This window comes from Kitasatospora sp. NPDC048194 (assembly GCF_043202455.1).
Lineage (GTDB): Bacteria > Actinomycetota > Actinomycetes > Streptomycetales > Streptomycetaceae > Kitasatospora.
Genome location: NZ_JBIDAK010000032.1, coordinates 19,341 through 38,646 on the forward strand (window position 1 = coordinate 19,341; position 19,306 = coordinate 38,646).

At 73.4% G+C, this 19,306-nt stretch carries 20 protein-coding genes; 17 read left to right on the forward strand and 3 right to left on the reverse strand.

All coding sequences use genetic code 11. From position 1 onward, the window contains the following. Positions 1-205 precede the first annotated feature (205 nt). The 7 genes from ACGF07_RS28890 (at position 206) to ACGF07_RS28920 (ending at position 6,167) form a co-directional block, all read left to right on the forward strand. On the forward strand, positions 206-1,150 hold the full coding sequence (locus ACGF07_RS28890; protein WP_350743342.1) for an ACP S-malonyltransferase: 945 nt from the start codon (positions 206-208) through the stop codon (positions 1,148-1,150). Positions 1,151-1,224: 74 nt separating this feature from the next. Then, positions 1,225-2,472, forward strand: coding sequence for a beta-ketoacyl-[acyl-carrier-protein] synthase family protein (locus ACGF07_RS28895; protein ID WP_350743344.1), 1,248 nt, complete (start codon positions 1,225-1,227; stop codon positions 2,470-2,472). Positions 2,473-2,500: 28 nt separating this feature from the next. Beyond that, complete coding sequence (locus tag ACGF07_RS28900) at positions 2,501-3,730, forward strand: beta-ketoacyl-[acyl-carrier-protein] synthase family protein (protein ID WP_392903407.1); 1,230 nt, start codon at positions 2,501-2,503, stop codon at positions 3,728-3,730. 47 nt (positions 3,731-3,777) lie between these two features. Then, on the forward strand, positions 3,778-4,014 hold the full coding sequence (locus ACGF07_RS28905; protein WP_350743348.1) for a phosphopantetheine-binding protein: 237 nt from the start codon (positions 3,778-3,780) through the stop codon (positions 4,012-4,014). Between the two features lie 61 nt (positions 4,015-4,075). Then, the gene (locus ACGF07_RS28910; protein ID WP_392903410.1) at positions 4,076-4,945 is read left to right on the forward strand and encodes a cyclase family protein; all 870 of its coding nucleotides are present in this window, start codon (positions 4,076-4,078) and stop codon (positions 4,943-4,945) included. Positions 4,946-4,960: 15 nt separating this feature from the next. After that, on the forward strand, positions 4,961-5,734 hold the full coding sequence (locus ACGF07_RS28915) for a 4'-phosphopantetheinyl transferase superfamily protein (RefSeq protein ID WP_392903412.1): 774 nt from the start codon (positions 4,961-4,963) through the stop codon (positions 5,732-5,734). Next, on the forward strand, positions 5,727-6,167 hold the full coding sequence (locus ACGF07_RS28920; RefSeq protein ID WP_350743354.1) for a MarR family transcriptional regulator: 441 nt from the start codon (positions 5,727-5,729) through the stop codon (positions 6,165-6,167). Before ACGF07_RS28915 ends, ACGF07_RS28920 begins: the two co-directional genes overlap by 8 nt. A gap of 199 nt (positions 6,168-6,366) precedes the next feature. Here the strand turns inward: ACGF07_RS28920 and ACGF07_RS28925 are convergent, their stop codons facing one another. Then, complete coding sequence (locus ACGF07_RS28925; protein WP_392903415.1) at positions 6,367-7,425, reverse strand: hypothetical protein; 1,059 nt, start codon at positions 7,423-7,425, stop codon at positions 6,367-6,369. A gap of 242 nt (positions 7,426-7,667) precedes the next feature. Here ACGF07_RS28925 and ACGF07_RS28930 point away from each other — a divergent pair, with 242 nt between their 5' ends. The 3 genes from ACGF07_RS28930 (at position 7,668) to ACGF07_RS28940 (ending at position 10,327) form a co-directional block, all read left to right on the forward strand. Next, positions 7,668-8,717 carry an alpha/beta fold hydrolase gene (locus ACGF07_RS28930; protein WP_392903417.1) on the forward strand — a complete coding sequence of 350 codons (1,050 nt, stop codon included), beginning with the start codon at positions 7,668-7,670 and terminating at the stop codon, positions 8,715-8,717. A 185-nt stretch (positions 8,718-8,902) separates the two neighbouring features. Continuing rightward, positions 8,903-9,418 carry a MarR family winged helix-turn-helix transcriptional regulator gene (locus ACGF07_RS28935; RefSeq protein WP_392903420.1) on the forward strand — a complete coding sequence of 172 codons (516 nt, stop codon included), beginning with the start codon at positions 8,903-8,905 and terminating at the stop codon, positions 9,416-9,418. Positions 9,419-9,421: 3 nt separating this feature from the next. Next, complete coding sequence (locus ACGF07_RS28940) at positions 9,422-10,327, forward strand: DNA-3-methyladenine glycosylase family protein (protein WP_392903423.1); 906 nt, start codon at positions 9,422-9,424, stop codon at positions 10,325-10,327. Between the two features lie 74 nt (positions 10,328-10,401). Here ACGF07_RS28940 and ACGF07_RS28945 read toward each other — a convergent pair whose 3' ends face one another. Together ACGF07_RS28945 and ACGF07_RS28950 are read right to left on the reverse strand one after the other, a co-directional pair. Beyond that, a complete protein-coding gene (locus ACGF07_RS28945; RefSeq protein WP_392903425.1) occupies positions 10,402-11,871 on the reverse strand; it encodes an MFS transporter in 1,470 nt (489 codons plus the stop codon). Positions 11,872-11,912: 41 nt separating this feature from the next. Further along, positions 11,913-12,329 carry an SRPBCC family protein gene (locus ACGF07_RS28950; protein ID WP_350743368.1) on the reverse strand — a complete coding sequence of 139 codons (417 nt, stop codon included), beginning with the start codon at positions 12,327-12,329 and terminating at the stop codon, positions 11,913-11,915. Positions 12,330-12,664: 335 nt separating this feature from the next. Between ACGF07_RS28950 and ACGF07_RS28955 the strand changes: the two genes are divergently transcribed. The 7 genes from ACGF07_RS28955 to ACGF07_RS28985 all read left to right on the forward strand — a co-directional run bounded on the left by ACGF07_RS28955 (position 12,665) and on the right by ACGF07_RS28985 (position 19,212). After that, on the forward strand, positions 12,665-13,483 hold the full coding sequence (locus tag ACGF07_RS28955; RefSeq protein ID WP_392903427.1) for a hypothetical protein: 819 nt from the start codon (positions 12,665-12,667) through the stop codon (positions 13,481-13,483). Then, on the forward strand, positions 13,480-14,889 hold the full coding sequence (locus ACGF07_RS28960; protein ID WP_392903430.1) for a cytochrome P450: 1,410 nt from the start codon (positions 13,480-13,482) through the stop codon (positions 14,887-14,889). Before ACGF07_RS28955 ends, ACGF07_RS28960 begins: the two co-directional genes overlap by 4 nt. Positions 14,890-14,957: 68 nt before the next feature. Further along, entirely contained in the window at positions 14,958-16,361 is a 1,404-nt protein-coding gene (locus tag ACGF07_RS28965; RefSeq protein WP_350743374.1) for a coproporphyrinogen-III oxidase family protein, read from the forward strand. Positions 16,362-16,402: 41 nt separating this feature from the next. Beyond that, positions 16,403-16,942 carry an SRPBCC family protein gene (locus ACGF07_RS28970; RefSeq protein ID WP_392903432.1) on the forward strand — a complete coding sequence of 180 codons (540 nt, stop codon included), beginning with the start codon at positions 16,403-16,405 and terminating at the stop codon, positions 16,940-16,942. 5 nt (positions 16,943-16,947) lie between these two features. Further along, positions 16,948-17,415 (forward strand): SRPBCC family protein, encoded by a 468-nt coding sequence (locus ACGF07_RS28975; protein WP_350743378.1) that lies wholly within the window; start codon positions 16,948-16,950, stop codon positions 17,413-17,415. Then, positions 17,402-17,974 carry an SRPBCC family protein gene (locus ACGF07_RS28980; protein WP_392903435.1) on the forward strand — a complete coding sequence of 191 codons (573 nt, stop codon included), beginning with the start codon at positions 17,402-17,404 and terminating at the stop codon, positions 17,972-17,974. The genes ACGF07_RS28975 and ACGF07_RS28980 overlap by 14 nt, the downstream gene beginning before the upstream one ends. Then, entirely contained in the window at positions 17,971-19,212 is a 1,242-nt protein-coding gene (locus ACGF07_RS28985; protein WP_392903437.1) for an NAD(P)/FAD-dependent oxidoreductase, read from the forward strand. The genes ACGF07_RS28980 and ACGF07_RS28985 overlap by 4 nt, the downstream gene beginning before the upstream one ends. Positions 19,213-19,306: the final 94 nt, after the last annotated feature.

The window sequence follows — 19,306 nt, forward strand, 5'->3', positions numbered from 1 at the left end:
TGACGGCCCTTCCTCCGGCTGACGTGGGAGGACGTGGTGGCGCGGGTGGACGGCCCGGCGCGGACTCCGTCCGGACCGGGCCTTGTCGCCTCGATCCGGGGGCGAGAAAGGCGAACTGATGGTCGGACGATCTGATTGACAGTAAGAGAAACCATCAGTCATGCTGACGTTCAAGAATGGTGATGCACAGAGAGGGTGGCAGCTCATGGGGCACCGGTACGCGTTCCTCTTCCCCGGGCAGGGCAGCCAGCACGTGGGCATGGGGGCCGACCTGTACGAGCGGTCGCCCTTCTTCGGGCAGGTGCTGCGCCGGGCGGGGGAGATGGTCGGGCAGGACATCGAGGCGGCGGTGCTGGCCGGTCCCGCCGAGCGGCTGACCGAGACGGTGCCGACCCAGCTCTCCGTGCTGGCGCTGTCCTGTGCGTTGACGGCCGAGTTGGACCTGCTGGGGCTGGCGCCGGCCGTGGTGGCCGGGCACAGCCTGGGGGAGTACTCGGCACTGGTGGCGGGCGGATGGCTCGACCTGGACGACGCGTTGGTGGTGGTCGCCAACCGGGCGGCGGAGATGGCGGACTGCTGCGTGGCCACGCCGGGGGCGATGGCCGCCGTGCTGGGCATGGACCCGGCGGCGGTGCGGGCGGCGGCCGCCGAGGTGGCCGGCACGGTGGTGGTCGCCAACGCCAACAGCCCTCGGCAGTCCGTGGTTTCGGGGGAGGCCGACGCCGTGCGGCTGCTGTCCGGGACGCTGCTGGAGCAGGGCGCCAAGGCGGTGATCCCCCTGGAGGTGCACGGTGCCTTCCACTCGCCGCTGATGGCGCAGGCCGAGGACCGGTTGGCCCCGCTGATCGCCGAACTGCCGCTGCACACCGGCCACACCCCGCTGATCAGCAGCATGACCGGCCGGCTGGTCACCGATCTCGACTCCTACCGGCGCCTGCTGGCCCGTCAGATCGCGGCCCCGGTGGAGTGGGTCGGGGTGATGGAGACGCTGCGCGCCGAGGCCGTGGACACCTGTGTCGAGGTCGGGCCCGGCTCCGTACTGCGCGGTCTGCTGCGGCAGTTCGACCGCAAGGCGGTCTCCGCGTCCTGCGCCGGCTGGGGCGACGCGATGGCACTCACCATGGGCGACGAGCACCTGCTGGTGGCCTGACACCCGGCCCGGCCGGCCGTAAAGAGCACCGAGCACGGACCACTTGACCGACCGAGAGGGACAAGGAGAGCGCGATGCGTCGAGTCGCGATCACGGGCCTGGGGGTCCTGGCCCCCAATGGCATCGGAAAGAAGGACTTCGCCGAAGGCCTTTGGGAGGGCCGCAACGGCGTCTCGCGCATCGGATCGTTCGATGCCGCGGGCTTCAACTCGCAGATCGCCGGCCAGCTGCCGCCGGTGGTGCTGCCCGGCAGCCCGGCCGAGGAGCCGGACGGCGACGACCGGGTGGTCCGGATCGCCCTGGCCGCCGCGTACGAGGCGATGGCCGACGCCGGACTGGACGGGGCGGACGGCCTCGACCCGTTCCGCACCGGCGTGGTGATCGCCAACGCGATCGGCGGCACCAAGTTCATGACCGAGCACTTCCCGGGCCTCACGGCGGGCGGCACCGGCCCGATCGACGTGGCCGCCGCGCACCGGCGGCTGCACCTGTCCGCGACCTTCAACACCCCGACCGCGGCCGTCGCCGACGCCTTCGGCCTGTACGGCCCGGCGGTCACCCTGACCACCGGCTGCACCGGCGGCAACGACGCCGTCGGCTTCGCCTTCGACGCCATCCGGCGCGGCGAGGCCGACGTGATGGTGGCCGGGGCCGCCGAGGCGCCGATCACCCCCTTCGTGGTCGCCTGCTTCGACGTGATCGGCGCCCTGTCGGTGCGCAACGACGACCCGGAGCACGCCTCCCGCCCGTTCGACCGCTTCCGGGACGGCTTCGTGCTGGCCGAGGGCGCCGGCATCGCGGTGCTGGAGGAGTGGGAGCACGCCCGCAGCCGCGGCGCCGTCATCCTCGGTGAGGTGCTCGGCTTCGGCAGCAGCGCCAACGCCTTCCACATGACCGACCTGGCCGAGCACGGCACCGACCTGGCGCGCTCCTTCCGACTCGCCCTGGACGACGCGAGGTTGCCCGCCGAGCGGATCGGCTACGTGAACGCCCACGGCTCCTCGACGCCGCAGAACGACGTGTGCGAGACCAACGCCGTCAAGCTGGTGCTCGGCGAGCAGGCGTACCGCACGCCGGTCAGCTCGATCAAGTCGATGGTCGGCCACGCGCTGGCCGCCGCCAACGCCCTGGAGTTCGTGGCCTGCGTGCTCGCCCTCAACGAGCACCGGCTGCCGCCGACGGTCAACCACGTCGAGCCGGGGGAGCACTGCGACCTCGACTACATCCCCAACACCGCCCGCGAGGCGACCGTGGACGCCGTCGCCAGCCTCTCCAGCGGCTTCGGCGGCATCCACTCGACGGTCGTCCTCGGCCGCGCCTGAGCCACCCGACAGAAAGAGAGGACACGAGATGCGCAAGGTCGTCATCACCGGGGTGGGGCTGGCGCTCCCGGGCGCGCGGACCACCGAGCAGTTCTGGGAACTGGTCGGCGCGGGCCGCCCGGTGGTCACCGAGATCGACCGCTTCCCGACCGGGCAGTACACCGCCCGCCGCGCCGGCACCGCCGGGGACGAGGCCGTCGCCTCGATCCCGCTGCGGCTGCGCAAGCGGATGGACCGCTTCTGCCAACTCGCCCTGGTCGCCGCGCAGGACGCGCTGGCCGCCGCCGGGCTGGACCCGGCCGACGCCACCGAGGGGGTCGGCGTCTACCTGGGCAACATGTACGGCGGCTGGGAGATCACCGAGGAGAGCATGCGCCGGCTCTGCCGGGTCGGCTACACCGGTGTCAGCCCCTACATCGCCTCCGCCTGGTTCCCCACCGCGCCGCAGGGCCAGATCAGCATCAAGTGGGGGATCAAGGGCTTCTCCAAGACCGTCGCGGCGGACACCGCCAGCGCGGCCGTGGCCGTCGGCTACGCGGCGCGGGCGATCGCGGAGGGCCGCGCGGACGCGATGCTGGCGGGCGGCGCCGAGGCGCCGGTCACCCCGTACACGTACACCTTCTGCGAGACCAGCGGGCGGCTCACCCCGGGCGACTACCGGCCGTTCGGTGCCGGGGCGGACGGCTTCCTGGTGGGGGAGGGCGCGGTGGTCCTCACCCTGGAGGCGGAGGAGAGCGCCCGGGCGCGCGGGGCCGAGATCCTCGCCGAGGTGGCCGGGTTCGCCGCCGGGCACGCGAGCTCGGACCAGGTCTTCGGCCGCACCGGCACCGACGTGCTGACCCATGTGGCGCAGACCGCGCTGAAGGAGGCCGAGGTCGCCCCGCAGGACCTCGACCTGATCGCCCTGGACGCCCAGGGCACCGTCTACGCCGACGCCGGCGAGGTCCGGGCGGTGCAGGACCTGCTCGGCGCGGGCGCGGTCGACCGGGTGCCGTGCACCACCGTCAAGCCGGTCACCGGCCACCTGCTCGGCGCGGCCCCGGCCGTGGACCTGCTCGCCGCGCTGCTGGCGATCCGCCACGGGGCGGTGCCACCGGTGGCCGGGATCACCGCGGGCGAGCGGGAGGCGACCGAACTGGACCTGGTCGTCGACGCCCCCCGGGTGCGGCCGGTGCGCAGCGCGCTGGTCAACGCGCGCGGCGCGGACGGCACCGTGGCGGCCCTCGTGCTGCGCGGGCCCGCCGGGCGGGCGCACTGACGGCCGGTCGCAGCAGTCACGTTCAACCAGTCAGAGGAGAAACCGAGATGAGCACCCAGACCCTGTCCACCTTCGACCGCCTCAAGGCCGTGCTGGTGGAACTCGGCATCGAGGCCGAGGAGATCGTCCCGGAGGCGCAGCTGCGCGCCGACCTGGACATCGACTCCGCCGAACTGGTCGAGACCGTCGCCTCGTTGGTGGGCGGCCAGGCCCCCGACGGCAAGGCGCTGAAGAACGTCCGCACGGTGGCCCAGCTGGTCGAGTTCCTGGACGGCCGGATCTGAACTGCGGCCCGCCCGCCGGCCCGGTGGGCGGGACCGACGACAGGCGAGGAGAGGAGGCGTGATGACAGAGCACGAGGGCCCACCGCCCGCGGTGCCCGGGCTCCGGCTGATCGACCTGAGCGTCATCGTCCAGGACACCCCGAGCGAGGCGACCCCGGTCGAGGTCGAGGTGCTCGACCACGAGACCGGAGCCGTCGTGCTCGGACTCGGTCCGGACGCGTTCCCGGACGGCATGGCGGTCTCGAACGAGACCGTCACGCTGACCACCCACACCGGGACGCACATGGACGCGCCCCTGCACTACGGGCCGGAGTCCGGCGGCGCGCCCGCGAAGAGCATCGACCAGGTCCCGCTGGAGTGGTGCTACGGACCGGGCGTGCGACTGGACGTCCGGCACGTCCCGGTCGGCAGCGCCATCACGGTGGACCACCTGATCGCGGCGCTGGACGAGGCCGGGCACCAACTGGCCCCGGGCGACATCGTGTTGCTCTGGACCGGCGCCTCGAAGCACTGGGGCACCGCCGAGTACCTCACCGAGTACGCCGGGCTCTCCGGGAAGGGCACCGCCTTCCTGGTGGAGCGCGGCGTCAAGGTGATCGGCATCGACGCCTGGGGGCTGGACCGCCCGATGGCCGCGATGGTCGAGGAGTACCACCGCACCGGGGACCGCGAGGTGCTGTGGCCCGCTCACATCTACGGGCGGGTCAACGAGTACCTGCAGCTGGAGAAGCTCAACCGGCTGGAGGAACTGCCCGGGCCCACCGGCTTCATGGTGACCTGCTTCCCGGTCGCCGTGGCGGGCGCGGGCGCCGGCTGGACCAGGGTGGTCGCGATGGTCGGCCCGACCGGGCAGGCCCCCGCCCAGCCGCGCCCCGCTCGCCCCGGCCCCGCCCGGCGCGCCGCCGAGCCGGACGGTCGAGAGGCGGACTGAGCCGTGGTGGTCCGCTTGGGGGTCGACGTCGCGGACGTCGCGGACTGGGCGGCACGGCTGCGGCGCACCCCGCAGGTGGCCGCGGTGGCCTTCACCGAGCGAGAGCTCGCCGCCACCGCGGCCGACCCGCGTGCGCTCGCCGAGGTGTGGGCCGTCAAGGAGGCCGTGCTCAAGGCGTTCGGGACGGGCTTCGACGGGATCGGCTGGCGCGGCATCGAGGTGGCGCCGACCGCCGGCGGCGCCCGGACGGTCCGCCTCGCGGGCGGCCGCCCACCCCCGGACTTCCCGCGGGTGCTGCACGGCGCGGTGCGGGAGCTCGCGGGTTCGGTGCTGGCGGCGGTGGTCGCGGCCCCGGGCCTCGGCCGCGGCCCGTCGCCGCGCCTGCGGGCCGCCGTGGTGGCCGTCCCGGCGGGCCTGCCGCGCGGGGAACGCGGGCGGGCCCACTCGGCGGCCGCCCGGCTGGCCGGACGGCGGGCCTGGGAGGACCTGTGCTCGGGCTCCGGCCGTCCCGCGGGGCCCGTCCGCTGGGGCCGTACGGAGGCGGGCGCGCCGCTGCTGCGCACGGCGGAGGGGCGGCTCGTCCCCGTGGCGCTGGCGCACGGCGCCGGGCTGGCGGCCGCGTTGGTGGCACTGCCCGCGGCGGCGCCGTACCGCCCGGGGCCGTCCTCGCCGTTCTCGGGGAAGCGGAACGGGCCGGGCGATTCGGGGCCGGGGGCTGGAAAACCATCTCTAGAGCTGACTATCATCGCGCATGACAATCTGCTCAAGGAGGTGACGGTCCATGCCTGAGACCGCGGACACCACCGCGGCCCGGCGTCCCGAGCCCGGCCCCGGCCGGCTGCTGCGCCAGGCGGCCGACCGGTTCTCCGACCGGCTGGCCGGGGCGCTCGCGGACCGCGGCGTCCGGCCCAAGGACCACGCCGTGCTGGCCACCCTGGCCGCCCAGGGCCCCGGTGCCCAGCAGGCCCTCGGCGAACAGCTCGGGATCGACCGGACCAGCATGGTCGGGCTGATCGACCAGCTGGAGGAACAGGGCTGGGTGGTCCGCCGGCGCAACCCGGCCGACCGGCGCGCCTACCGGATCGAGCTGACCGACGCCGGTGCCCGGCTCGCGGCCGAACTCGCCGCGCTGGAACGGCGGGTGGACGAGGAGCTGCTGGCCGGCCTGGCCGCCGCGGACCGCGGGGCGCTGGAGCGGCTGCTGGACCTGCTGGTGGCGTGAGAGGGGCCCGGCGTGCGGACACCGGGGCGCCGGAGGCCCGGGAACGGCGGCGTAGGCCCGCCGGCGCCGAGGGCCCGCAGGCAGCGGAGGCCCGCGAGCTGCGGCGGCCCGTGAACGGCGAACCCGTCAGCAGCGGAGGCCGGCGAGCGCCCGAGGCTCACGGAGGAAGCGAAGAACCGCGGCCGCCGGCGGCGGAGGCTCAGAACGGGAAGCTCGGCACCGAGACGGCCGAGGCGCGGTACACCTCGGCCCCCGGACACGCGGCCTGGACGGTCCGACCGCCGTCCGCGGTGGGCAGCTCGACCAGCACCGGCTCGTGGCCGAACCGCCGGTGCGCCAGCTCCACCCAGTCCACGGCCGGCCAGGCGCCGGAGGGCAGCCGGCCGACGGCGTGGCGGCGCAGCAGCGCCAGCTGCTCGGAGCCCTGGTGCCAGGCCGCCAGCGCCCGGGTGCCGCTCGGGCCGGTCGGCGGCGCGAAGCGGGTGCGCCGGGCGCGGGGCACTGCGGGCCGTACCGTTCGGCGGGCCGATCCGGGCCCCGGCGGGCGGCCCAGCCGGGCGGCCATCGCCTTGAGGAAGGCGTCCTCGAGGGCGGCGCCGGGCGTCTCCCGCCCGCTCACCCCGAAGCTCGCCGCCTCGCCGTCGCCGCGGTGCATCACGACCATGCCGAGCGCGAATCCGGCCGAGGTCCACAGGAACGCCTCCGCCGCCAGCCGGTGCGCGGGCAGCGCCCGGCGGACCTCCTCCGGCAGCCGGTCGGCCAGCAGCACGGTGGCATCGGCCAGCCGGGTGTGCGGATGGCGCCACCAGCGGGCGGCGACGTCCAGCGCGAGCACCTCGGCGAGTGCCGGGCCGGGGGTGGCGGCGCCGTCCAGGACGGGCTCGCGCACCGCGGCGGGGACGGGCGCGGAGAAGAAGATCCGGGCCGGCACCAGGTAGCGCAGCCCGCTGACCGCGCCGACGCCGGAGAGCGCGGGCAGGGGCGGGGCGGCGCCGGGTTCGGCGCCCCCGGGGACGAAGTCCGCGGGGCGCAGTGTACGGACGGGGCCGGGCCCGACGGCCGTGGGGCCGTTGGCGGCCTCCTGGAGGGCGCGCGCCGCGTGGTAGCGGGTGAGCGCGCCGCGCCGGGCGTCCTCGGCGGTGAAGCCGCAGGCGGAGACGGACATGGGGTGGCGACCGCCGAGGTCGGTCACGGTCGCGCCGTGCACGGCGCCGTGCACCACGGACGTCCAGATGGTCTCCTCGACGGTCGTCGTCATCCTCGGCCTTCCTTCCTCCTGCCTTCCGGACCTCAGTGTGCGGGGCCGCCGTCGGGTGCTCCATCCCCAGAACTGTGCAGCGCGGTGCGGCAGTTCCGTCCCGACCTGCGTACTTCCGCCGGGGCCGGTGGTGGTCCTGCCGCCGTCTAGTCCGGCTCGAGGCCCCGGGCTCCGGGCTTCCTTACGCTGCGAACAGCACAGCAACGGCACGTGGCTGCTGGAGCAAGGGGGAAGAACGAGGGATGAGCAGGCCGACGGGAGCAAGAGGCGGGGAAGCACCGCTGGTCCGCCGCCGCCTGGTCGAGGGCGGCCGGCACATCTCATGGACGGCCGCCGGCGAGGGCCCGGCGCTGCTGGTCCTGCCCGGCTGGGTCTCGCACCTGTCGGTGGACTGGTCGATGGGGCCGGTGGGCGACTTCCACCGGGCGCTGGCGGGCGCCTTCCGGGTGATCCGCTACGACCCGCCGGGGGTGGGGATGTCCGCCGAGGAGGAGCCGGACTTCTCGCGGGAGCGTCAACTCGCCGATCTGGCAGCGGTGGTGGACGCGTGCGCGGAGGAGCGGGTGATCCTGCTGGCGAGCGGGCTGGCCGGTCCGCTGGCGCTGCTGTTCGCCGCCCGGTACGGGGACCGGGTGAGCCGGCTGGTGCTGTTCGGCACCGCGCCGTCGTTCACCGTGGACCGCGACCATCCGGACGGGCTGGCCGACGACCTGCCCGGGGCGGTGGAGCGGCTGGTCCGGGCGGACTGGCACCTCGGCTCCCGGCTGGTGGCCGAGCTGCTGCTGCCGGGGACGAGGCCGGAGGAGGTCCGTTGGTACGCCGACTACCAGCGGATGTGCGCCCAGCCGGAGGCCGCGGCCGCCCTGTTCCTGGACTCCTGCGCGCTGAACGCCTGGGAGGAGCTGGGGGCGGTGGCCGTTCCCACGCTGCTGCTGCGCCGGGAGGACAGCTACCTGTGCCCGGCGGCGGTCGCGCGCCGCATGGTGGAGGCGCTTCCGGAGGCGGTGGGCCGCACCCTGCCGGGTGGGGCCTCGCTGCCCTATTTCACCGGTCCGGACGCGGTGCTGGCCGAGCTCACGGCGTTCGCCAACCCGGGTCGCGGCCTGCTGACCGACCGCGAGCTGGCGGTGATCGGGCGGGCCAGGGACGGGCTCTCCAACCGGGCGATCGCCCGGACCCTGGGGATCTCGGAGCACACCGCGGCCCGTCATCTCGCCAACATCAACGTCAAGTTGGGGGTGAACAGCCGCGGGATGGCGGTGGCCAGGGCGATGGAACTGGCACTGATCTGATCGGTTCGCGACCTCGCCCGGATCGCCGGGTCGGCCGGGTCGCCCGATCGCGGGGCGCCCCGGCCGCCCGGTCGCCAGGGATACTCGTATCCGATATAGTAAACGCGCATAGTAAGTGGAGAGAGGGGCCCACCTATGTGGAAGCACCAGCACAACCAGGTCAGGGAGGGAAAGTGAGCACGGCCATGAACGACTCCGCAGTGCACGACCAGCCGGAGGCCGACTTCGAGCGGCCCGCCAAGCCGGCCGAGAGCCCGGGCTTCCTGCTCTGGCGCGTCACCCTCTCCTGGCAGCGGTCGATCGCCGCCGCCCTCAAGCCGCACGACCTGACGCACGTGCAGTTCGTGCTGCTGGCCGGCGCCGGCTGGCTCGGCGCCCAGGAGGGCCCGCCCACCCAGCGGCACCTGGCCGACCACTCCGGCACCGACCCGATGATGACCAGCCAGGTGCTGCGCACCCTGGAGAGCAAGGGCCTGGTCGAGCGCATCCCCGACCCGGTGGACACCCGCGCCAAGCGGGTGCAGGTCACCGAGGCGGGCGCCGCCCTGCTGGAGCGGGCGATGTACGCGGTGGAGAAGGCCGACGCCGAGTTCTTCGCCCCCGTCCCCCGCAACGCGGCGCTCGCCGTGCTGTACGCGCTCTCCGACGAGTGGGGCCAGCCGCTCACGTCCGGACTGCCCGGCAACCCCAAGGAGGACTGAACCATGGCCACGGAGGCGACGGCCCTGCACCTGACCGACGTCCGGCTGCCCGCCCGGGAGCCGTTCGACTTCCGGGCCTCACTCGGCTTCATCGGCTCCTTCCCGGCGATGGCCGGCCAGCAGGGCACCGCGCAGGCGGCGCTCACGCTGGCCGTCCGGGAGGCCGGGACGACCCTGGGCGTGCGCCTCACGGCGGCGCCCGGGGCGCCCGGCCTGGACGCCCGGCTCGCGGCCGAGCAGCCGATCGGCCCGGAGACGGTCGCGGCGGTCACCGACCGGATCGACTTCTACCTCGGACTCTCCGACGACCTGACCGCGTTCTACCGGCTGGCCCGGCAGGACGAGCCCTTCGCGCGCGTGGTGGAGCGGCTGCACGGCTACCACCAGGTCAAGTTCCCCTCCCCGTTCGAGCTGCTCTGCTGGGCGATCCTGTGCCAGCGGGTGCCGATGCCGGTGGCCCGGCAGATGAAGCGGGCCCTGGTCGAGGCCGTCGGCAACCGGATCGACGTGGGCGGCGAGCGGCTCTGGGCCTTCCCGGACGTCGAGCAGCTGGCCCGCTTCGAGGAGGCGGAGCTCGCCGCGCTGATCGGCAACCAGCGCAAGGCCGGCTACCTGCACCGCTCGGTGCGGCTCTGGGCCGAGCTGGACGAGGGGTTCCTGCGCACCGGGCCGTACCAGGAGGTCCGCGAGCAGCTGCTGAAGCTGCACGGGATCGGCGAGTGGTCGGCGTCCTTCCTGCTGATCCGCGGGCTCGGCCGGATGGAGCGGATCGTCCTCGACAAGGAGATAGCCCGGGCGGTCCAGCGGGTCTACGGCCACCCGGTCGACGAGGCGCAGTTCCAGCGGCTGGCCGAGCACTACGGCCCGTGGCAGGGCTACTGGGGCCACTACCTGCGCGTCGGCGGCTGAGCCCCGGCCCCGGCACGCAGCCGAGCGCCCCACCGCGGTCGATCGCGGTGGGGCGCTCGGCGTGTGGCGCCGGATCAGGAGCGGTTCGGCTTGCGCAGCCCGACCAGGGCGGTCAGCGCGCCCGCCACCGCCAGGGCGGCCGCGATGGCCATGCCCCAGCGGTCACCGGCCAGCAGCGCCCGGGCGTCGGGGTGCGCCGAGCCGGCCAGGTGGTGCGCCCGGGACGCGGCCACCGTCGAGATCACCGCCAGGCCGATCGCCCCGCCGATCTGCTCGCAGGTGCTCAGCAGACCGCCGGCGGCGCCCTGGTCCTGGTCGGCGACGTCCGCCGTCGCGGCCAGGTTGATCATCACGATCGCCACCACGCCGCTGAAGTTCACCACCACCGTGCAGGCCGACACGAACGGCTGGGTGCCGTTGGTCGGCAGGGCGGCCAGCACCCCGGTGGCGGCGGCCTGGAACAGCGCGCCGGTGATCAGCACCCGGGTGGCGCCGAACTTCTGGGCCAGCGGCTCGGAGGCCGCGCCGGCCGCCAGCCCCGCCACCCCGGCGCCCGCGAAGGTCAGGCCGGTGCGCAGCGGCGAGAAGGCCATCACGTCCTGGAGGAACAGGGTGACGGTGTAGACCAGGCCGAAGAACGAGCCCATCATCAGCACGTTGGCCAGGTTGGCCACCACCAGCCGGCGCAGCTTCAGCAGGCCGAGCGGCAGCACCGGTTCGGCGCTGCGCACCTCGACCGCGGCGAAGGCCAGGCCGCCGACCGCGGCCAGCGCGAGGGCGCCGAGCACCCGGGTGGAGGTCCAGCCGGTCACGCTGCTCTCGGAGAGCGCGAAGACCAGGGCCACCACCGAGCCGGTGATCAGCACGGCACCGGGCAGGTCCATCCGGCGCGGCCGGCGGCCGTCGCGGCCGGGGCCGAGCAGCCGGGCGGCGAGCACGGTGAGGACGGTGCCGATCGGCACGTTGATCCAGAACACCCAGGACCAGTCCAGGTACTGGGTGATGACACCGCCGCCGACCACGCCGGAGACGAAGCCGGCGCCGAGCACCGCACCCCAGGCGCCCATCGCCTGCCGGCGCTCCTTCTCGCCGGTGAACGTGGTGGTCAGGGTGGCCAGTGCGGCCGGGGTCACGGCCGCCGCGCACAGGCCCTGGACGGCCCGCAGGGCGACCAACTGCCCCGGGGAGCCCGCGAGTCCGGCCAGCAGCGAGGCGGCGGTGAAGCCGGCCAGGCCGAGCACCAGCACGCGCCGGCGCCCGTGGAGGTCCGCGAGCCGTCCGCCGACGATCAGGAAGCCGCCGAAGGCGAGGACGTACGCGGTGACCACCCAGACCAGGTCCCCGGCGCGGAAGCCGAGGTCGCCCTGGATCACGGGCAGCGAGACGTTCACGATGGAGAAGTCCAGCGAGATCATGAACTCGCTGAGGCAGAGCAGGAGCAGGACGATCCCGGCGGCGGCCCGGTGGCCCGGGCCGGCCGCGGCCCGCGCGGGCGCCCCGGGAGGCGCCGCATCCGTGGAAGTCCTGGACTCGATGATGGACACGTGCGCCTCCTGGGGCGTGTCGTCTGGGTGGAAGGGGCCGATCAGGCCGCGGCGAGCTCCGCGAGGCGGGCGACGGTCGCCGGGATGTCGGCGGTGACGGCCGGGCCGACGTGCGGGGCGGCCTCGGCGGCGGCCGGGCCGGTGATCTCGACCCGGTGGGTGATCTTGGTGCGGCCGTCCGCCTGCGCCTCCAGGATGTGGATGAAGTGCAGGACCAGGCCGTTCACCACCGTCTCGTCGGTGAAGCGCTTGTTCGGCTCGGCCTCGATCAGGGTGAACGGGAAGCCGTCCTGGCCCTTGGGCTTCAGGTGGCCCTTGGTGCCCACCTCGAAGGGGCCGTGCAGCTCGATCGCGTCCAGGCCCTGGTCCCAGCTCTCCCACTTGGTGGTGTCGCTGTAGAGGGCCCAGACCGCCTCGGGGGTGACGTCGGCGACCACGCTGTGCTCGTACTCCCACATGGGGAAGTCCTTTCGTCGGTGGCAATTCGATTCGCAGCGAACGGAATTCGGTGCCCGGCAATTCTTCACCGGCTTTTGCGGCACCCCCTCGAGTCCCGCTCGAACGCCGCTTGAGCGCCTTTTCCGGCGACTGCGCTATGCGGGCATACCGACTGCTCGGAGGCGGTAAGCGCGCCGACTCGCCCTCGGTATGCAGCGGCCCGCCGGGGCTTGACCGGAGCGCTGCATGGTTTTGAGGATGGCCCGCTCGAATTCCAGTGCGGAGTATGGGGTTGTCCGGCGTCGACCGCCGAGGAATCCGAACGGCGCCATCCAGTGGAGCGAGGTCAGTTGCGATGAAACGGCGTCACCTGTTCGAGTTCGAGGATCTCTCCTGGTTCCCCGCGGTGCTGCGGAACCCGATCACCGACCTGCTGCGCGAGGCCATCGTGCTGCGCGGCGACGTCTACGCGCCGGTGGTGCCGCTGCTGGCCAAACTGGTCCGCGAGCACGACGTCTCCCGGATCGTCGACCTCTGCTCGGGCGGCTCCGGCCCCTGGACGGTCCTCAAGGGCCGGCTGGCCGAGGAGGACGCCGACGTCGAGCTGGTCCTCACCGACAAGTACCCCAACCGGGAGGCGCTGGCGGCCGCGGTCCGCACCGTCGGTGACGGCCGCACCCGCTACGAGGCGCAGTCGGTCGACGCGACAGCGGTGCCCGAGCGGCTGTCCGGACTGCGCACCCTGTTCACCGGCTTCCACCACCTGCGGCCGCACACCGCCCGCCGGGTGCTGGCGGACGCCTACCGCCGGCGCGAGGCCATCGCCGTGTTCGAGTTCACCGAGCGCCGCTGGGCGCCGATCCTGCTGACCGTCCCGCTCGGCCCGCTGCTGGTCTGGGGGTGGGCGTCGCGGCTGCGGCCGGTGAGCTACAGCCGGCTGTTCTTCAGCTACCTCGTGCCGCTGGTGCCGCTCGCGTTCACGTGGGACGGCATCGCCTCCAACCTGCGCACCTACACCACAGAGGAGCTCCGAGAGATGGTGCACGACCTCGACGCGCCGGACTACTCCTGGGAGACCGGCGTGCTGAAGCCCGAGGGCCGCGGCGGCCCGCCGGTCACCTACCTGATCGGCCGGCCCGTCGGCATCGAGGGCGGAAAGGCGGCGGCCCGATGACCATCGCCCCGGAGCGGGGGGCCGCGGCCCGCCCCGCGAAGACCTGGGCGGTCGCCACCGGCGGCTCCCCGCTCGGGGTCGCGCGCGGCTTCTCGAAGAACCCGATCACCCTGCTCACCGACGTCTTCCGGCAGCACGGCGACGCCGTCAAGGTGCGCTTCCTGGCCAACCAGTACTTCTACTTCCTCTCCGACCCGGACCACATCCGCCACGTGCTGGCCACCAACTCGGCCAACTACAGCAAGGCCCCGCACCCGGCCTTCCTGCTGCTCGGCCGCGTCATGGGCAAGGGCCTGGTGACCAGCGACGGCGACCTGTGGCACCGCCAACGGCGGCTGATCCAACCGGGGTTCACCAAGCAGCGGGTCGCCACCTACGGCGACATGATGACCGGCGCGACGCTGCGGATGCTGGACCGCTGGCGCGAGCGCGGCGCCCGTGGCGAGGACGGCCCGGTCAACGTCGACGCCGAGATGATGCAGCTCACCCTGGACATCGTCGGCCAGACGCTGTTCAACATGGACATCATCAACGAGGCCGGCAAGGTCGGCTCCGCGTTCAGCGAGGTCAGCGAGCAGTTCGCCAAACTGCTCGGCAACCCCTTCGGCCCGCTGATGGTCAACCTGCCCTTCCTGCCGCTCGTCAAGCGGTTCAACGCCAACGTCGCCGAGCTGGACGAGGTCATCCACGACATCATCGCCAGCCGCCGCGAACACCCCGTCGACACCGGGGACCTGCTCTCCCTGCTGATGGCCGTCACCGACGAGGACGGCGGCCGCGGGATGAGCGACCAGCAGCTGCGCGACGAGGTCATGACCTTGCTGCTGTCCGGCCACGAGACCACCGCCGACGCGCTGACCTGGACCTTCCACCTGCTCGCCGAGCACCCCGAGGTGCTGGAGCGCCTCGAGCACGAGGTCGACACCCGCCTGGCCGGCCGGACCGCGACGGTGGCCGACCTGCCGGACCTGCCGTACACCAAGCAGGTCGTCCAGGAGGCGATGCGGCTCTACCCGCCGATCTACCTGCTGGCCCGCTGGGGCAACGGCCCCGACGAGGTGGGCGGCCTGCCGCTGCCGAAGGACGCCAGCATCACCATCTGCCCCTGGGTCGTGCACCGCCACCCCGAGTACTGGCCGGACGCCGAGCGCTTCGACCCGGAGCGGTTCACCCCGGAGAACGCCGCCAAGCAGCACCACTACGCCTACGTCCCGTTCAGCGGCGGCCAACGCCAGTGCCTCGGTGTGCACTTCGCGCTGATGGAGGCGCAGCTGCTGCTCACCACCGTGGTGCAGCAGTTCCGGCTGCGGTCCGTGCCGGGCCACCGGGTGGTCGCCGGCCCGGTGATGACCCTCCGCCCCGAGGGCGGCCTGCCGATGTACGCCGAGCCGCGCGACGGGTCCTGACGGAACGTCAGCCGCCCGAGGAGTGCCGCCGGCTCCCCAGCCCGTGAAGACCGATTGGAGACCCCCGCATGACCGCGCCCGTCACCACGCAGCCGTACCCGCAGAAGTACACCACCCCGTTCATCCTGTATCCGCCGGCGCTCTGGGAGAACCGCTCCGGCCAGGAGTTCCTGCCGCAGCTGGCGCTCGACCAGACCGGCCAGGACTACGTGATGTACCTGTCCGTCCCGTTCTGCCGGGTGCGCTGCTACTCCTGCCCGTACTTCGTCGACCAGCTCTCCCCGCACGACCCGCGCAACAAGGAGGCGCGCTTCGTCGACGCGATCGTCGCCGACCTCGAACGCTGGGCGTCCTACAAGCGCTTCCAGACCGGCAGCCTGCGCGCCATCTACATCGGCGGCGGCACCGGCTCGCTGCTCAAGACCGCCTACCTGAAGCGGATCCTGGACACCATCTTCGCCAACTACCCGGTGGCGAAGGACTACGAGCTCACCCTCGAGGGCAACGCCCGCGACTACACCCCGGACAAGCTGGACTACGTCGCCGACTCGTACATCAACCGGGTCAGCCTGGGCGTGCAGTCCTTCGACGAGAGCATCCTGCGGATCATCGGCTCCCCGCACGCCGCCCAGGAGTCCGTCAAGGCCATCAACGAGCTGTCCTCGCGCGGCTTCAACAACATCCAGATGGACATGATGTACAACCTGCCGGGCCACCGGCGGGAGACCTGGCAGCGCGACCTCGAGGTGCTGCGCGACCTCGACGTCAAGCACCTGACCACCTACCTGTACCGGATCCACCCCGGCACCCCGCAGGACAAGTTCATCAAGATGGGCAAGGTCGCCCCGCTGGTGGACAAGGAGTCGCAGTACGTCCGCAACATGTACCGCGACCTGGTCGAGGCCACCGAGAACATGGGCTTCCACAACTACATGTTCGACCACTTCTGCCGGCCGGGCTGGGAGAACGTCTACAACGAGTGGACGTTCCTGCGGAACAACGTCGAGATCCTCGGCGTCGGCCCCAGCGCCTACAGCTTCATCAACGACTACCGGGTCGGCGGCCGCAAGGACGTCGAGGGCTACATCGCCGCCGTCAACCGCGGCGAGCACTTCATCTCGGCCGTCTCCTCCCAGCTGACCCCGCGGGTCCGCAAGGAGCGCTACGTGATGAACATCCTCCAGGCCTTCGCGGTCGACCTGAAGGAGTACGAGTTCCAGTTCGGCTCCAGCTTCCTCGAGGACTTCAAGCCCGAGGTCGAGCGGATCGTCAGCCGCGGCCTGGCCGAGCTCGCCGACGACAAGCTCACGCTCACGCCGCTCGGCCACGAGTGGCACATGAACGTGATGCTCGAGTTCACCAACCCCGACTTCTGGGGCGAGACCACCGCGCTGGAGCACCCGCACTGGGCCATGAACACCCCGATGGTCGACCTGTTCGCCGGCCGCCGCGAGGACTGGCTCGGCGCCTGAGACCCGACGAACCACCGCAACAGCCAAGGAGCGAAGCAGAGATGACCACCGTCAGCCCCAGGGCCGGGCTCACCATCGACACCCACCCCGGGTTCGCCCACCGCACCGTGCAGACCCTGGTGATCGAGGCGCCGCTGGACGCCGTCTACGGGGCGCTGTTCGAGGTCCGCGCGTGGCCCCGGTACCTGCCGCACGTGCAGGAGATCGACGTCCGCTACGACGACGGGCGCTACCAGGAGTTCTTCATGACGGTCGCCTCCGAGACCGACGGCTCCCAGCTGCGGGTCCGCTCGATCCGCAACTGCCGGCCCGGCGAGATCGAGTTCTTCCAGCCCGAGCCGCCCGAGTTCCTCAGGCACCACGGCGGGATCTGGCGCTTCACCCCGGCCGCCGACAACCCGGCGCACACCCACGTCGAGGTCACCCACGTGTGGAACCTCCACGAGGAGGTCGCCCCGCTGGTCTACCCGGCCACCGACACGGCGAGCACCGAGGAGCAGGTCACCACCATGCTGGCCGGCCACTCCAAGCTGGCCCTGGACTCCTGGCGCCGGGTGCTCACCGGCCGGGGCGGGGAGTGAGCGCCGTGGCCGCCATCACCGAGAGCGTGGTCATCGACGCGCCGATCGAGGCCGCCTACGGGGCCTTCGCCGACCTGGACCGCTGGCCCGCGATCCTGCCGGACACCCTGGACGTCCAGGTGCTCTACTGCGACGGCTACAACCAGGAGTTCACCATGACGGTGGAGCGCCCCGGCGGTCAGGAGACCGTCCGCGGCGTCCGCTACTGCCGGGCCCCCTACGAGCTGGAGCTGGTGCAGACCACGCCGCCGCCGCTGCTGAAGCGGATGGCCGGCCGCTGGACCTTCGCCGAGCAGGACGGCCGCACCACCGTCACCGCCACCCGCGAGTTCGAACTGAAGGCCCCGCCCGCCGGCGACCCGGCCGCCGCGCCGGTGCCCGATGAGGCCGAGTTCGGCCGCCGGCTCTCCGGCCACCTGCAGCAGAACCTGCAGCTGTTCCGCGAGGCGGTCGAGGCCGATGTCGCCCGCTGACCGCGTCGCGGCCGCCGCGCCCGCCGAGTCCGGCGCCTCCGCCGACGTGGCCGACCGCAGCGACCTGTTGAGCGTCATCCGGCCGGTCGCCGCCCCGGTGGCCGAAGTCCGGGCGCTGTTCTGGGACATCGCCTCCTGGCACGCCGTCTGGGACCGGATCACCGCCGTCCGGGTGCACTACGACGACGGCGCCCACCAGGAGTTCGACCTGGAGGTGGAGCGCGACGGCCGGACCGAGTTCGTCCGCACCGTCCGCTTCCTCGCCCCCGGCGGCGACATCGAGTTCTTCAGCCCGAACCCGCCGCCCGGCATGGCCGACCACCTCGGCGCCTGGCGCTTCACCGAGCAGGACGGCGGCTGCCTCGTCACCGCCGAGCGGGCCTACGAGCTGCTCCCGGCCCAGCCGGGCGGCAGCCCGTCCGACCCCGCCCACCAGGACTACCGGGACGCCTACCGGCGCCGCTTCGAGGACCGCCTCGGCCGGATCCTGGACAGTTTCGTCAGCCACTTCGAGGCGGGCGCGCAACCTGCGCCCGCCGCCCTGGGAGCCGCCGCGTGACCACCGACGTGATCGTGATCGGAGCCGGCCCGGCCGGCTCCACCGCGGCGGCGGCCGCGGCCAGGGCGGGCCTGAGCGTCCTGCTGCTGGACCGCGCGATGCAGCCGGCCCCGCACCTGCCGGAGTCGTGGTCCGGCGAGACCCTGCCGCTGCTGCGCGGACTCGGCGTGGAGGACGTCAAGGAGGCCTTCGGGGCCGCCACCGGCGTGCGCTTCCTCAACGCCACCGGCCGATTCGGCCTGGAACTGACCCTCGCCCGGGCGGCCGGCTGCGACCTGCCGGCGGTGGTCCGGCTGGACCGCTCCAAGTTCGACAAGATCCTGGTGGACAACGCGATCCGGCAGGGCGCGAGCTACCGCCCGCTGCACACCGTCACCGAGGTCCAGTTCGCGGCGGACGGCAGCGGCGTCCGGCTCACCGCGGCCACCCCGGCCGGGATCGCCGAACTGTCCGCCCGCTACGTCATCGACGCCAGCGGCAAGTCCGCCCTGGTCTCCCGGGCGCTCGGCACCCGGGAGGAACCGGAGCAGCAACTCGACCCGCGCGAGGCGGTGTTCAGCCACTTCAAGCCCGAGCGCGAGCACGAGCTGGCGGTCGAGGGCACGATGACCATCATCGGCATCACCCACGGCTACGTCTTCGTGATCCCGATGGGCGGCGGCCGGGTCGGCGTCGGCGTGGTGGTCGGCGACGAGCACGCCCGGCGCTACGGCGGCGACATCGAGTCGCTGTTCTGGGCCGAGGTCGACGAGGCCGCCCCGCTGCAGACCCTGCTGGCCGGCGCCGACCAGCTGCTGCCGGTGCTGCCGGCGCTCAACCGGCGCTTCCGCGCCACCGAGCTGGCCGGGGAGTCGTACGCGATCGCGGGTGACGCCGCGGCCTTCCTGGACCCGTTCTTCTGCAGCGGCATCGACATCGCCGTCCAGGCCGGGCTGTTCGCCGGCCAGGCGGCCGTCGACACCCTGGCCGCCCCGGGCGCCGAGGAGCGCTCCGCGGTGGTCGCCGGGTACCAGGAGAAGGCCGGCGCGCTGATCAAGGGCGCGGACGCGGCCGGGGAGGCCGCCTTCGCCGACGGTGCCCACCAGCAGCTGCTGATCGGCCTCGCCGACCCGCACCTGCCCACCGTGCTGCCGCTCGCCGCCCTGCTCCAGAGCACCCTGCGGGGCAGCGCGGAGGAGCCGCCGGGCTCGCCGCGGGAGCTGATCGGCGGTGTCCGGGAGCAGTTCGGGATGCTCTGACCGGCCGGCCGACCGGCCGACCGGCCGACCGGCCGACCGGCCGGCGCGGCCCGGCTCTGACCGGCCGGCCCGGCTCCGGCCCGGCCCACGACAG